Source organism: bacterium (assembly GCA_021372615.1).
In the GTDB taxonomy this organism is placed as follows: Bacteria; Armatimonadota; Zipacnadia; order Zipacnadales; family UBA11051; genus JAJFUB01.
The window spans coordinates 11871-26356 of sequence record JAJFUB010000143.1; the positions used below are offsets into that span (position 1 = coordinate 11871).

The 14486-nt window shown below is 68.0% G+C and carries 12 protein-coding genes; 11 read left to right on the plus strand and 1 reads right to left on the minus strand.

Annotated features, from left to right (window positions below; translation table 11 throughout):
• The first annotated feature begins 40 nt into the window (after window positions 1-40).
• From LLH23_20735 to LLH23_20770, 8 genes are all read left to right on the plus strand, one after another.
• Window positions 41-1810: a [FeFe] hydrogenase, group A gene (locus LLH23_20735; protein ID MCE5240897.1), complete on the plus strand. Its 1770-nt coding sequence runs from the start codon at window positions 41-43 to the stop codon at window positions 1808-1810.
• 2 nt (window positions 1811-1812) lie between these two features.
• The gene (nuoE, locus tag LLH23_20740) at window positions 1813-2349 is read left to right on the plus strand and encodes an NADH-quinone oxidoreductase subunit NuoE (protein MCE5240898.1); all 537 of its coding nucleotides are present in this window, start codon (window positions 1813-1815) and stop codon (window positions 2347-2349) included.
• A 38-nt stretch (window positions 2350-2387) separates the two neighbouring features.
• Window positions 2388-3530: a HAMP domain-containing histidine kinase gene (locus tag LLH23_20745; GenBank protein MCE5240899.1), complete on the plus strand. Its 1143-nt coding sequence runs from the start codon at window positions 2388-2390 to the stop codon at window positions 3528-3530.
• A 23-nt stretch (window positions 3531-3553) separates the two neighbouring features.
• A complete protein-coding gene (locus tag LLH23_20750) occupies window positions 3554-3949 on the plus strand; it encodes a response regulator (GenBank protein MCE5240900.1) in 396 nt (131 codons plus the stop codon).
• Between the two features lie 61 nt (window positions 3950-4010).
• Window positions 4011-5906, plus strand: coding sequence for an NADH-quinone oxidoreductase subunit NuoF (gene nuoF, locus LLH23_20755; protein ID MCE5240901.1), 1896 nt, complete (start codon window positions 4011-4013; stop codon window positions 5904-5906).
• Between the two features lie 178 nt (window positions 5907-6084).
• A complete protein-coding gene (locus LLH23_20760; protein ID MCE5240902.1) occupies window positions 6085-7683 on the plus strand; it encodes a response regulator in 1599 nt (532 codons plus the stop codon).
• On the plus strand, window positions 7680-8693 hold the full coding sequence (hydE, locus tag LLH23_20765; protein ID MCE5240903.1) for a [FeFe] hydrogenase H-cluster radical SAM maturase HydE: 1014 nt from the start codon (window positions 7680-7682) through the stop codon (window positions 8691-8693). Before LLH23_20760 ends, hydE begins: the two co-directional genes overlap by 4 nt.
• Window positions 8694-8991: 298 nt before the next feature.
• Window positions 8992-9849, plus strand: a complete 858-nt coding sequence (locus LLH23_20770; protein ID MCE5240904.1) for a hypothetical protein — start codon at window positions 8992-8994, stop codon at window positions 9847-9849.
• Between the two features lie 78 nt (window positions 9850-9927).
• On the opposite strand, the gene LLH23_20775 is transcribed toward LLH23_20770, so the two are convergent.
• Complete coding sequence (locus LLH23_20775; protein ID MCE5240905.1) at window positions 9928-10857, minus strand: Gfo/Idh/MocA family oxidoreductase; 930 nt, start codon at window positions 10855-10857, stop codon at window positions 9928-9930.
• Window positions 10858-11343: 486 nt separating this feature from the next.
• On the opposite strand from LLH23_20775, the gene LLH23_20780 reads away from it, so the two are divergent.
• The 3 genes from LLH23_20780 to LLH23_20790 all read left to right on the plus strand — a co-directional run bounded on the left by LLH23_20780 (window position 11344) and on the right by LLH23_20790 (window position 14424).
• Window positions 11344-12444: a Gfo/Idh/MocA family oxidoreductase gene (locus LLH23_20780; GenBank protein ID MCE5240906.1), complete on the plus strand. Its 1101-nt coding sequence runs from the start codon at window positions 11344-11346 to the stop codon at window positions 12442-12444.
• A 10-nt stretch (window positions 12445-12454) separates the two neighbouring features.
• The gene (locus tag LLH23_20785) at window positions 12455-13339 is read left to right on the plus strand and encodes an alpha/beta hydrolase (GenBank protein MCE5240907.1); all 885 of its coding nucleotides are present in this window, start codon (window positions 12455-12457) and stop codon (window positions 13337-13339) included.
• Between the two features lie 128 nt (window positions 13340-13467).
• Complete coding sequence (locus tag LLH23_20790) at window positions 13468-14424, plus strand: sugar ABC transporter permease (GenBank protein MCE5240908.1); 957 nt, start codon at window positions 13468-13470, stop codon at window positions 14422-14424.
• The last annotated feature ends 62 nt before the right edge of the window (window positions 14425-14486 follow it).

Consider the following 14486-nt stretch of genomic DNA (forward strand, 5'->3'; position numbering starts at 1 on the left):
CCGCGCCCACCCCGGCGCACTCAGTAGTCAGGTGAACGATATGGCTGACGTTACCCTCACCATAGACGGCATCGAGGTTACGGTGCCGCAGGGCACTACCATCATGCAGGCCGCCGACCAGGTCGGCATCCGCATCCCGCGCCTGTGCTATCACCCGCGTCTCTCCATGGAGGGCGCTTGCCGGGTGTGCCTCGTGGACGCGGGGCTGCGCAACCTGGTCGCCTCGTGCTGCTACCCGGCTGAGAACGGGATGAACGTCAAGACCCACACCCCCGAGGTCCTGCGCCTGCGCCGCGACATCGTGGAGTTGCTGATTGACAACCATCCCGAGGACTGCAACTCGTGCGAGCGCGACGGCAACTGCGAGCTGCAGCGGCTGGCCGCGTCCATGGGCATTCGCGAGCGCGTCTTCGCCGGCTCCCGCAAGCGCTATGACAAGGACCTCTCCGGCCCGGCGATCCTGCGCGACCCCGAGAAGTGCGTGCTGTGCGGACGCTGCGTGCGGATGTGTGGCGAGGTCCAGGAAGTCGCGGCGCTGGGTCAGGTGCGGCGCGGCTTCCACACCGTCGTCGCCCCGGCGCACGAGGGTCCCATCAGCGAGAGCGTCTGCGTCGGCTGCGGCCAGTGCGTCAATGTCTGCCCGACGGCGGCCTTCCTGGAAGTGGACGGCACGCAGGACTTCCTGAAGGCCATCGAGGATCCCGACACCATCGTCGTCTCGCAGATGGCCCCGTCGGTGCGCGCGGCCATCGGTGAAGTCTTCGGCTACACCCCGGGCGAGTGCTGGGAAGGCGAGTCCTTCGCCGCCATGCGCCGCATGGGCATTGACTACGTCTTCGACACCCAGTTCGCGGCCGACCTGACGATCATGGAAGAGGCCGCCGAGTTCGTCGAGAAGTTCAAGGCGGGGCGGCTGCCCAACATCACCTCCTGCTGTCCGACGTGGGTGAAGTTCTGCGAGCAGTTCCACCCCGATCTCCTCCCGCTGCTGTCCACCGCGAAGTCCCCGATGAGCATGCAGGGCGCCGTGGTCAAGTCGTACTTCGCCGAGAAGCTGGGCGTGGATCCCAGCCGCATCTTCTCGGTAGCGATCATGTGCTGCACCTGCAAGAAGGCCGAGGCGCAGCGCCCCGAGTTGTTCGTGGGCGACCTGCCCGCCGTGGACACGGTGCTGACCACGCGCGAGTTCGGCTGGCTCATCAAGCACATGGGCATTGACTTCCTGCACCTGAAGCCCGAGGCGCCGGACCATCCGCTCGGCGACTCCACCGGCGCGGCGGTCATCTTCGGCGCCACCGGCGGCGTGACTGAGGCCGCCCTGCGCACGGCGTACTGGATGATCACGGGCGAGGACCTCTCGCCGGTGGCCCTCGAGTTCCTGCCCGTCCGCGGGCTCAAGGGCGTGCGCGAGGCGACGATCAACGTGGCCGGCAGCGATCTGAAGATCGCGGTCGCCAGCGGTTTGGCCAACGCCAACGAGGTGCTCGCGAAGCTGAAGTCCGGCGAGATCCACTACGACTGGATCGAGGTCATGGGCTGCCCGGGCGGCTGCATCGGCGGCGGCGGCCAGCCGTATGCCGGGGCCAACGCCGTGCCGCTGGACGAGTGCCTGCTGCAAAAGCGCGGCGAAGCGCTCTACGCGCTGGATGGCGACCGGACCCTGCGCTGCTCGCACCACAACCCCGACATCCAACGGCTCTACCGCGAGTACCTGGGCGAGCCGCTGGGCCACAAGTCGCACGAACTGCTGCACACGTATTACTACCCGCGGCTGCCCATGGGTGTGCGGCCGCAGGAGGCGCAGATCTAAAGATGCGTTACCAGCGCGATACTCTGGAACGGCCCGAATGGTGGCGGCAGCTCGACGAGTACATCGCCGAGCAGAAGCAGCGCAATGCCCAGCATGTGCAGAGCGCCCTGATCCCGGTGCTGCATCACGTGCAGGACACCTTCGGCTACGTGCCGGCCAAGGCCATCAACCATGTGGCCCAGCAGCTCGGCGTGCCGACCGCGTATGTCACCGGCGTGGCGAGCTTCTACTCGTACTTCTCGCTCACGCCCAAGGGTGTCTTCACCATCAGCGTGTGCCTGGGCACGGCGTGCTATGTGCGCGGCAGCCAGGCAGTGCTGGACGAACTGTGCCGGCAGCTTGACTGCAAGCCGGGCGAGACGACCGCCGACGGCCTCTTCACAGTCAAGGAGGCGCGCTGTCTGGGCGCCTGCGGGCAAGCGCCCGTGATGATGGTCAACGACGTGGTGTACGCCAAGGTGACCCCCGAGCAGATCCCGGGGATCCTGGCGCACCTGACCGCCGAGGCCCAGCAAGAGCCGACTCTCGCACCGGCCTAGCGGCCACCGCCGAGCCGAGCCGCTGCGCTCGTGGGACTATGGACATTCCGCTGCGCACTCGACTACAGGTTGGCTTTCTGGGCGTAGCCCTCGTGGGCGCCGCCCTCACTGCCGCCGGGGTGTGGCTGCTCGGCGGACAGTGGCACGGTGTGGGGGAAGGCCACCTGCCGCTGGGAGTCGTGTTGCTCAGCACGGTCCCCACGCTCATCATGGGCCTGGTGCTGGCCGGGGTGTTGGCCAACCGCCTCACCCGACGCATCCGGCTGGTGACCGGGGCCGCCGAACAACTGGAGCAGGGCAACCTGGAGGCGCGCGTACCGCAGCCGGCACACGCCGACCAGGACGAGTTGCGGCGGCTGCAAGTCATCTTCAACGAGATGGCGGCGGCTCTCCAGGAGCGCGACGATGAACTCCGCCAGAGCCACCAGCAACTGGCCGAGACGACCGAGCAGTTGCAGCAGTGGAACGCAGACTATCTGAGCACCCTGGCATTCATCACACACGAGCTCAAGAACCAGATCGCCTCGGCGAAGCTCAACCTGCTGGCCGTCCGCGACGGCTACGTCGGGGAGCTGAACCCCGACCAGCATGAGACGCTGGACGATGTGGTGCACACCGTCCACCGCACCGAGGACATGCTGCGCAACTACCTGAACCTCTCGCGCATCGAGAAGGGCGAGTTGCAGGTGCGGACGCGGCCGGTGCGGATCGGGAACGAGGTCGTCGCGCCCGTACTCCGGGAGCTGAAGGGCCGGTTCCACGAGCGGAACATGCACGTGGAGACCGATCTGTCGCCCGACCTGGTCACGCTGGGGGACCCGACGCTGCTGCAGACGGTGTATGAGAACCTGCTCACCAACGCCGCCAAGTACGGCCGCGACGGGGGAACGGTCAAGCTGTGGGGCCGCCCGGTGAACGGGATGCTCGAGATGCACGTGTGGAATGAGGGCCCGGGGGTGGCCCCGGAGCAGTTGGGCGAGTTGTTCGGCAAGTTCTGCCGCCTGGCGCCCCCGGGCGAGGAAGCGCGGGGCACGGGACTGGGCCTGTTCATTGATCGGGAGATCGTACGCCGGCATGGGGGCGAGATTCACGCTGAGAGCCAGTATGGGGAATGGATTGACTTCGTGTTCACCCTCCCCCGACCGGACGAGATCTTGGCACCGCCGCCGGCCGCATTCTGAAGCCCTGTGAGGGGTATGACGACATGAGCGACAAGCGCAGAGTACTGCTGGTAGATGATGATGTGGACTTCCTGGAGGCCAACCGTGTGGCCCTGGAGGCCCGGGGGTTCGAGGTGCTGACCGCCTCCGACTCGCGCCATGGTGTCGAAGTCGCCACCAGGGAGCATCCCGACCTCATCATCATGGACCTGATGATGGAGCGGCTCTATGCGGGCTTCTCGGCCGTGCAGGCCCTGGCGGCCCACGAGGCGACCGCGGAGATCCCCGTCATCATGGTGTCGGCCGTGACCACCGAGACCGGGTTCCGCGTGGACGACAAGGAGCAGCGGCCGGAGTGGCTGCGGGTCGTCGAGTTCATCAACAAGCCGATCGATCCCCTGGCGCTGGCGGACAAGGCCAGCGCCATCGTGGGTGCCTAGTAGCCACAGCAGTACGGTCGCGCCCGCCCCGCCCGCGGCGCGCACAGAGAGGATTCCGGAGATGACCGCTCAGCAGAGCTTGCAGCAACTGGTGGAGGCCGTCGCACCCCAGGTCCAGGCGCGGGCCGGCAAGATCGAGGTCTTGTTGGGCATCGCCACCTGCTCGCTGGCCGGAGGCGCCGACAAGACCCTCACGGCCCTGCAGGAAGCCCTGGACGCCAGCAGCGTGAAGGACCGCCTCGACTTCCGGCAGGTCGGATGTGTGGGCCGGTGCAGCCTCGAGCCGCTGCTGGAGATCCGCCGCCCCGGCGAGCCGCCGCGCCTGTACGTCCAGGTGGACGCCGAGCGCGCCCGCGAGATCGTCAAGCGCGATCTGGGCGGCGGCGAGGCCATCCGCGAGTGGCTGATTGACGGCGGCGAGACGCCGTCCGTCGCCCCGGCCGGCGAAGACGAGATCATCAACCGCTTCACGCGCGATTACCCGCACCTGGACTTCTTCAGCCGGCAGTTCCGCGTGGCCCTGCGCAACGTCGGCCGCATTGACCCCGAGAGCCTCGATGACGCCCTGTCGGTCGGCGCATACGCCGGGCTGGCCAAGGCGCTCGACGAGATAGCCCCGGACGAGGTCATCGCCACGATCAAGGCCTCCGGCCTGCGCGGTCGGGGCGGCGCGGGCTTCCCCACGGGCATGAAGTGGGAATTCACCCGCAAGGCTGCTGGCGACCTGAAGTTCGTCGTCTGCAACGCTGACGAGGGCGACCCGGGCGCCTTCATGGACCGCAGCACACTGGAGGGCGACCCCCATGCGGTGCTGGAGGCCATGGCCATCGCCGGGCACGCCATCGGCGCCAACCAGGGCTACATCTACGTCCGCGCTGAGTACCCGCTGGCCGTCAAGCGCCTGAACATCGCGCTGGCCCAGGCCCGCGAGCGCGGCCTGCTGGGCCCGAAGGTGCTGGGCACCGACTTCGCCTTTGACATCGAGCTGCGGCTGGGCGCCGGGGCCTTCGTGTGTGGTGAGGAGACGGCACTGCTGGCCTCCATCGAGGGCAAGCGCGGCATGCCGCGCCCGCGCCCGCCGTTCCCGGCCAACAAGGGCCTGTGGGGCAAGCCGACGGTCATCAACAACGTCGAGACCCTCGCCAGCATCGCGCCGATCATCCTCAAGGGCGCCGAGTGGTATGCCTCCATCGGGACCGAGACCTCCAAGGGCACGAAGGTATTCGCCCTGGCCGGCAATGTGGTCAACACCGGCCTGGTGGAAGTCCCGATGGGCATGACGCTGCGCGAGATCATCTTCGACATCGGCGGCGGCATTCCCGGCGGCCGGCAGTTCAAGGCCGCGCAGACGGGCGGACCCTCCGGTGGCTGCCTGCCGGCGGAGTATCTGGACACCCCCATTGACTACGAGTCGCTGCGCGCAGCCGGAGCCATCATGGGCTCGGGCGGCCTCATCGTCATGGACGACGGCAACTGCATGGTGGACATCGCCCGCTTCTTCCTGACCTTCACCCAGGACGAGAGCTGCGGCAAGTGCACCCCGTGCCGCGAGGGCACGATGCGCATGCTCGAGATCATGAAGCGCATCACCTCCGGCCGCGGCGAGGAGCGCGACTACGAGCGGCTTGAGCGCCTGGGCAAAGCCTGCACGCGCGGCGCGCTGTGCGGCCTGGGGCAGACCGCCCCCAACCCGGTGCTGAGCACGCTCCGCCACTTCAAGGACGAGTACGAGGCGCATATCAACGAGGGGCGCTGCCCCGCCCACAAGTGCGCGGCGCTCGTGCACTATGTCATTGACCCCGAGAAGTGCGTGGGCTGCGGTCTGTGCCGGCGCAACTGCCCGGTGAGTTGCATCAACGGCGAGCCGCGCCAGCCGCACGTCATTGACGACCAGGCGTGCGTGCGCTGCGGCACGTGCTTCGACGTCTGCCGCTTCGGCGCGATCCGGCGCGACTAGGCGCACCACGCAGATGATGTTGACAGCGGGCTGGCCTTCGGAGCCAGCCCGTTGCGTTGTCGGCGGCCCTTGCCAGTGGGGAGGGGAAGCAACAGGTGGCGAGGAAGGGGCCAGGCCAGGGACCCTCTGATCTACACCGGGTCACAAGCCCACTGCGCCGGCGCCGCAGGGATGCACGATGCCAGAAGCTACCGCCAGCACAGCCCAAGTGACCCCCGTCCCGGCGCCGTCGGCGGCACGCCCCACGCACCAGATTCTGGTGCTGGATGACGAGTCCGGGATCCGGCGCGGCTGCCAGCGCGTGCTCGTCGCCGAGGGGCACGAGGTCTACAGCGTCGAGTCGGTGGAGCAGGCCCTGGAGACGCTGCGCCAGCATCCCGACATCGAGGTCGCGCTGGTGGACCTGCGGATGCCCGGCGGCCCGCCTGAGGCGCCGGACATGGGCGGGATGACCTTCCTGGCCGCCGCCCGCGACGAAGCCCCGCTGCTGGTGTGCAACGTCATCACGGCCTACGCGACCATCGAGACGGCCATGGAGGGGAGCCGGCGCGGGGCCTACGACTTCCTCGCCAAACCCTTCACCCCCGACGACCTGCTGCGACTGGTGAACAAGTCCCTGGAGCGGTCGCGCCTGCTGCGCGACCACCAGCGACTGGTATCCGAGCGCGAACGGCGCCTGCTGCAGCTCGCTACCGAGCAGAGCCGCCTGCGCGGCATCGTCAACTCCATGGCCGACGCCGTGCTGGTATGCAACGCCGACGACGAGCTGGTCCTCTACAACCCGGCGGCGCTGCGCGTCATGCCCGCCCTGGCGCCCGGGCGGGAAGCCTATCCCCTCGCTGAGGTGCTGCAGTCCCCCGAACTGCTCGAACTAGTCCACGAGGCGGAGGCGAGTCACGGCCGCCTGTCGCGCGAGATCCAGTTGCCGGAGGCCCTGGGCGCCCAGTGGGTCTTGGCCAACGTGGCCCCGGTGGCCGAGGAGCAGGGCGCAACCTTCCTGGGCACTGTGACCGTGCTGCGCGACATCACCGAGCTGCGGCGCGTCGAGCAGGTGAAGGCGCAATTCGTCAACATGGTGGCGCACGAGCTGCGGGCGCCCCTGTCGGCCATTGATGGCTACTTGTCGGTGCTGTACGAGGGCCTTGTGCCCTCGGTGGCCAAGCAGCGGGAGATGATCGGGCGGTCGCGCCAGCGGCTGCGCGCCCTACTCGACCTGGTGAGCGACCTGCTCGACGTGGCCCGCATGGAGGCCGGAACGGTGCGGCGGCAGATCCAGCCCCAGGAACCGGCGGCCATTGTGGGCGACGTGGTCGAACTGATGGCGCCCTCGGCCGCGCAGGCTCAGGTGCGGCTGGAGAACCAGGTGCCGGCGGGCCTCCCGCGCATCGAGGCCGACCGCGAGGAGTTGGTCCGGCTCTTCACCAACCTGCTGAGTAATGCCATCAAGTACAACCGGCCGGGCGGGATGGTCAAGGCGTATGCCGTGGCCGAGGGGCCGTATGTCCGCTTTGATGTGGCCGACACCGGCGTAGGCATCAGCCCCGAGGGTCTGCAGTCGCTGTTCTCCGAGTTCTTCCGGGAGAAGCGCCGCGAGACCGCGCAGGTCACGGGCACCGGCCTGGGCCTGAGCATCGTCAAGCGCATCGTGGACTTCTACCATGGGCGGATTGACGTGAAGTCCAGGGAGAACGAGGGGTCCACGTTCAGCGTCTGGCTGCCCCAGCAGCACGACTCGTCAACGCAGGCGGGCGAGGCCGCCACGGGTGACGCGACATGACGCCCATGACTGACCGGGAGCTGCGCGAACTGGTTGTGGCGGAGGGGCCGGCGGCGGCGGAGCTGCGCGCCGAGGCCGACCGGGTGCGCCGCGAGACCGTCGGCGACGACGTCTACCTGCGGGGGATTGTCGAGTTCTCCAGCCACTGTCGGTGCGACTGCGAATACTGCGGCCTGCGTATCAGCCACCGTGATCTCGCGCGGTTCCGCATGACCCCGGCGCAGGTGGTGACGGCGTGCCGCGACATCGCCCGGTTCGGGTTCGGCACGGTCGTGCTGCAGTCCGGCGAGGATCCCTGGTGGACAACGCGCCGCGTGGCGGATCTGGTGACAGCCATCAAGGAGGAGACACCGCTGGCGGTGACGCTGTCGCTGGGCGAGCGGGACACGTCGGACTACCGCCGGTGGCGCGAGGCCGGGGCGGACCGGTACCTGCTCAAGCACGAGACGGCGAACCGCGAGCTGTACGAGCGGCTGCACCCCGGCGCTTCGTACGACCGGCGTCTGGCCTGCCAGGACGCGCTGTTTGACCTGGGCTACCAGGTCGGCTCCGGCTGCATCGTGGGCCTGCCGGGGCAGACGCCTGACGTCCTGGTGGAGGACCTGCGGCTGATCGAATCGCGCGGCTACCACATGTGCGGCCTGGGGCCACTGATCCCCCACCCGGCCACGCCACTGGGGGCGGTACCCGTCGGGTCGGTCGAGACGAGCCTGAACATGATGGCGCTGGTCCGGCTGCTGGTGCCCGATATCATGTTGCCAGCCACCACGGCGCTGGAGACCGCCGAGCCCGGAGCGCGCGTGCGCGCCCTGCAGGGCGGGGCCAACATCCTCATGCCCAACCTCACCCCCCGCCGGTTCGCCAGCTTCTACGACATCTACCCCGGCAAGAAGGCACCCCAGCTCACCCTCGCTCAGGAAGTCGAGCGGACGCTGGCGATCGCGCGGGCCGCTGGCCGGCCGGTCGGGTCCGGGCCCGGTCACAGCCGGCGCACTTCCTCAGGGACCTGAAACCAATCGCGCGTTCGGCTGTCCAAGAAGGCAGCCAGGACGACCTCAGGGGCGCGAGAGCCGTATCCAGGGCAAGAAACTGCGTTGTAATTCGCTGTCGTTTGTGATAACGTGTGCGTTTTGAGGGTGGAGCGTCGCCATCTGCGCCGGCACTCAGGGAAACTAGGACACCTGTGAGCCCAACAGATGATGCCGTCCCTCCCTTGAATAGGCTGGCGGGTCGAGACAGCCGGCTCGTCGGCCTGGTGTGTGCGGTAGGCAGCTTGAGACAAAGCACAAGTGATGGGAGGCGTACGACATGAAGTCGCGATTGGTTGTAGCCGTACTCGTCTGTGTCGTGCTGGCCAGCGGTGTGTGGGCGCAGCAGATTGCTAGCGTCTCGACGCGGGCCATTGGGATGGGTGGCGCTGGCATTGCCGTAGCCGATGACGCCGCTGCCTGGTTCCAGAACCCGGCCGGTCTGGCCACGCTCGGCGTGCCGGTCAAGGAAGGCAACGAGTACGGGAATGACCTGTACTTCGCCTATGCCAGCGCTGGCGACTTCGATGGCTGGGGCCTGAGTTGGTCCGGCTGGAAGCCGTCCGAGCGGCTCGGCTTCGGCGCGGGCTACGCCTCGGCGGATGACCTGGCCGACGTCTTTGGCGCCGGCTTTGGCGCTGGCCTCAAGGACATCCCGCTGAGCGCGGGCATCAATGTCGCGTCCGTGGACCCCGATGGTGGCGACGAGCACACCATCCTGAACCTCGGCCTGCTCTACAAGTTGGACCTGGGCGAGGGCAAGGACCCGCTGCGCCTCGGCCTGACCGTTGTCGACCTCGCGGACGAGTTCGAAGTCGGCCCGTTCTGGAATGCCGGTCTCGCCTGGAAGCCCGTTGCTGACCTCCTGATCGCGGTTGACGTCTGCGATCTCACCGAAGAGATGGGCGACGCCACGATCAGCGGCGGCGCGGAGTACAGCTTCGGCGAGGCCAAGGAGTGGAAGCTGCGCGCTGGTCTGCTCGACACGAGCACCGTCGCCGGCCTGATGGGCGGCGACGACGAGCACAAGTTCACCGCCGGTGTTGGCTACCAGGCCAAGAACTGGCGCGCGGACTTCGGCTATCTCGACATCGAGCCGGACGCGCTGTGGACCCTCGGCGTGGGCGTGAACCTGTAGTTCAACCTGGACTCACCAAGTGAAAGCAGGGCCGCTCGCTGTCAGCGGCCCTGCTTTTTTGTGCGCTGCCGGGGACCGTCAGCCGGCCAGCAGCCGACTGCACTCCAGGCACAGAGCCAGGGTGCTGCGCCCGGTGGCCAGATCGCACTGCGGCCCGCCGGCGCCCAGGATCTCATCCAGGAAACTCTCGGCGTCCTCGTCCTGGGAGGTGTCTGGCGGGGGGGTCATCTCACCGGTCTCGCCCCCCTCATTGACCGTCACGATCAGCCCGCCCTCGCTGTTGAAGCCCACCCAGCCGTCGCTGGTCACGATCGTGCCCATGTACGAGGGCTTGTCGGCAAAGCCCATGGCGAACTCTACTGTGCCCACGAGCCCGCCCTGCCATTGCATCATCACCGTCGCCCAGACTTGGCCGTCCCGCTCGGCACCATGGGCGTCCAGGCCGTCCGGGTCGCCGAAGAAGTCCACGAACTGGTCAATGAAGTGGATGTGCAGCGCACAGAACATGTCGCCCCGCAACTCGGGCTGCACGTACCAGCCCGCGCCACCGTAGTAGCGGTAGTAGGCCGCCCGCGGCTCGCCCAGACCCTGCAGCGCCTCCTTCATCGTGCGGTGCAGGCTCTCGGCGCGCGGGGTCAGGGCGTGGTGGAGGATCAGGCCCCGGGAACGCGCCAGGTTGACCAACTCGTCGTACTGGGCGAGCGAGTTGGTCAGCGGGTACTCGCACAGGACGTGCTTGCCGGCGAGCAGCGCCTGCTTCACGTGGGCGTAGTGCAGCGTGTTGGGCACGCTGATGACGACGGCATCCACGTCCGGGTCGCTGGCGATGTCCTCAGCGTGGGCCACCAGACGGATGTCCTTCTCGGGCACCGCCTCGGCCAGCCGGCGGATGTCGCGAGCGCAGGCCACCGTGACCGTCGAGCGGGCGTTCACGAAGAACTGCTGCACCCGTCGCTTGCCCATGCCCCCGGACGCGCCGATGACACCCACTCGCACCTGCTCACTCATCTGCCGTACCTCCCTTCGCACCCAGAGGCGGAGCATTTCCACCGCCTGGCTAAGTCCACCTCTCACGGCGCCCAGGTCGTCCCCGAACACACCTCTACCGGCCCACTGCGGGCCGTGGTGACCGCCCTCCCGGCACAGACTTTTATGACATCGCGTTTCATATTTCGCCACACTGGGTAAAGTATGTTCGATTGACAGATTAGACGCACATTCGCATAATCACACCGTAGCACCCATAGGTCAGGCTAACATGGCCCTTCGGGGGGCCATTGAAGCCGGGTCAGCCGATGCGACCACCCCCCGGGACGCGTGCTGATCCGTTTTTTTTGCCCTCGTGCCGAAGAATATAACGTAACTATACAGCAGTGTACCTAGGCACTGCCCCACCCACTTCCCACCCCCCGTACGCCTAACGCAGGTCAGCCCCGCCCCCTTGCGGAATGGACACCCATCGTCCCTATACACACGTGCGCCAGGAGCCCCATTGTGTCCCAGCTCAAGTTCGGCGTCGTCGGCGCCGCCGGCCGTGGCGCCAGCTTCTTCAGCGCCATCAACGGCAACCCCCATGCCCGCGTCGAGGCCCTGTGCGACCTCAACGAGCCAGGCCTGGCCGACACTGCCGCCCGCGTCGGCGTTACCCAGACCTACACCGACTGCGCCCAGATGCTCGACGAAGCCGGCCTGGACGCCGTCATCGTCGGCACTCCGATGCCGCTGCACGCCTCACAGGCGGTGATGGCGCTGGAGCGCGGCGTCCATGTCATGTCCGAGGTGCCCGCGTGCGTGTCGGTGGAGGAGGCGCGCCAGCTCGTGGCGGCCGTGCGCGCGAGCAGGGCCACGTACATGATGGCCGAGAACTACTGCTACATGCGGCCCAATGTACTGGTGAAGGCCATCGCCCGCGCCGGGCTGTTCGGCGAGATGTACTTTGGCGAGGGCGAGTACCTCCACGAACTAAAGGGCCTCAACGAGATCACCACCTGGCGGCGCAAGTGGCAGACGGGGATCAATGGCTGCACCTACCCGACCCACAGCCTCGGGCCGGTGCTGCAGTGGATGGACGAGCGCGTCACCAGCGTGATGTGCACGGGCTCTGGCCACCACTACCGCGACCCGCGCGGAGACGAGTATGAGAACGAGGACAGCATCACGATGCTGTGCCGCACCTCGGGCGGCGGGCTGATCCAGATCCGCGTGGACATGCTGTCGAACCGCCCGCACAACATGACCTACTACTCACTACAGGGGACGACGGGATGCTACGAGGCGGCGCGCGGACTGGGCGACCAACCGAAGATCTGGCTGGCCGACCGGTCTGAGAAGGTGGAGTGGCTACCCCTGGAGAGCCTGGCCGAGGAGTTCCTGCCCCAGGAGTGGCTGCACCCGACCGAGGCGCAACTGCAGGCCGGGCATGGCGGCGGAGACTACCTGGAGGTGCAGGACTTCGTGCGCAGCATCCGCGAGAGCACGCCGCCCCCCATCGGCATCCATGAGGCCCTGGACATGACGCTGCCGGGGCTGGTCAGCCAGCAGTCCATCGCACAGGGCGGGGTGTGGGTGGCGGTGCCGGACTCGAGGCAGTGGTAGGGGGGGAAGCATGGACCTGCATCGACAGTCGCTCTGGGCGCTCGGGCTGGCCGCGCTGGTCTGCGGCGCCGGCTGCGGCCATCGCGCGCCGGCGGGAGAGCCGACCGAGCAACAGAGCGTCGTCTATGGCATCGCCGCCGGGGAGGAGCTGACGCTTGACGTCTACCCGGTGGCCACGCCGGGTCCCCATCCGGCCTGCCTGCTGATCCACGGTGGCGCCTGGAGTGCCGGCAGTCCGGCGAGCGAACGGGGCCTCGGACAGGCTCTCGCGCAGCGGGGCGTCGTCTGCTTCGCGGTGGAGTACCGCCTGGCTCCGGAGTACCGCTATCCGACGCAGGTGCAGGACTGTGCCCGCGCGGCGCGGTGGGTGCGGGCGCATGCGGCCGAGTACGGCGTGGACGCCGACCGCCTGGGGGCGTGGGGCGCGTCCGCCGGAGCGCACCTGGCGCTGATGCTCGGGACCATGGAGCCGGGCGACTACCAGAGCGCAGACGACCCGAACCGTCAGGTCAGCGGCAAGGCGCGGTGCGTCGTGGACTTCTTCGGACCCGCTGACCTGCGTGGGAGTGCATGCCCGCCGGCGGCGGCGATGTACCTGACCCGGTTCATCGGTGAGCCGCCCGGCGCCGCGCCCGACGAGTACGCCGACGCCTCGCCTGTCACGCACGTGACCAGCGACGACGCGCCGGTGCTACTCGTGCACGGTGAGGCGGACCGGCTCGTGCCTCTGAGCCAGTCGCGGGCCATGGCGGCGGCGCTGGACGCAGCGCGCGTGGAGAACGAGCTGATCGTCGTCAAGCACGCCAGCCACAACCTGCGCGGCGCCACCGGCCCCGACCGCACCGCCGCCTATGACACGGCCGAGCAGTGGCTCGTCCAGCATCTGATCCGTTAGCGTCGTGTCGCGCAGGTTCCTTGCGGCATTGCCGTAGCGCGGGCGGCCCGCCCGCGCGGGCAGGCGAGCCGCCTGCCCTACCGGGCCATTGAGCCTCTCAGTCGGACACAACATTAGCAGACACGACCATGGCGTCCACCCAACCCAACCCGCCAGCTCCAACCCGCCACACCCGACACGACCGGGCCGCGGTCTGGTTTCTGCTGCCCAATGCCATCGGCTTCCTGGTCTTCACCCTCCTGCCGGTGCTGGCGGCCTTCCTGCTGTCCTTCACCCAGTGGGACGCCGTCGAGTCCTGGCGGGGCATTCACTGGACGGGGCTGGGCAACTACCGCGAGATCCTCGGCGTCAGCCGTACGCCCGAGGGGCTGCAGGCTTCCGATGAGCAGTTCTGGAGCACCATGTACAACACGGTGTTCCTGATGCTGGGCATCCCCCTGGGCATGGCGCTGTCGTTCTTCACGGCGCTGCTGATGAACCAGCGCCTGCGGGGCATCACGCTCTACCGCGTGGTGTTCTTCCTGCCCACGGTGTGCTCGGCGGTAGCGGTGGCGATGGTCTGGCGCTGGGTGTACGACGCGGACTGGGGGCTCCTGAACCAGTCGCTGCGGATGGTCGGTGTCGCCAACCCGCCGGGGTGGCTGCTCGACCCATCGTGGGCGAAGCCGGCCCTGATCCTGATGGGCCTGTGGATGGGTGTGGGGGGCTACAACTGTGTGCTGTACCTGGCGGGGCTCCAGAACATTCCGCCGGAGCTATACGAGGCGGCGGACATGGACGGGGCGGGGTGGTGGCAGAAGGTGCGGCACATCACCTGGCCGATGCTGGCGCCGACCACGTTCTTCATCTTCGTCATGTCCATCATCGCCGGCTTCCAGGGCTACTTCGTGTCCATCCACATCCTCACCCGCGGCGGCCCCGCCGGCTCGACCACCAACCTGCTGTACTACATCTACCAGTCGGCCTTCGACCATCAGAAGATGGGCTATGCCTGCGCTCTGGCGATGATCCTCTTCGCCATCATCTTCCTGTGCACGCTGGTGAACTGGAAGTACGGCAAAGAGGCGACGGATGTGAGTTTCTGACGCCGGGGACTGGGGACTGGGAACGGCGGGGGGAAGCCATGCGCCGTTGGGGGCCGGCTATC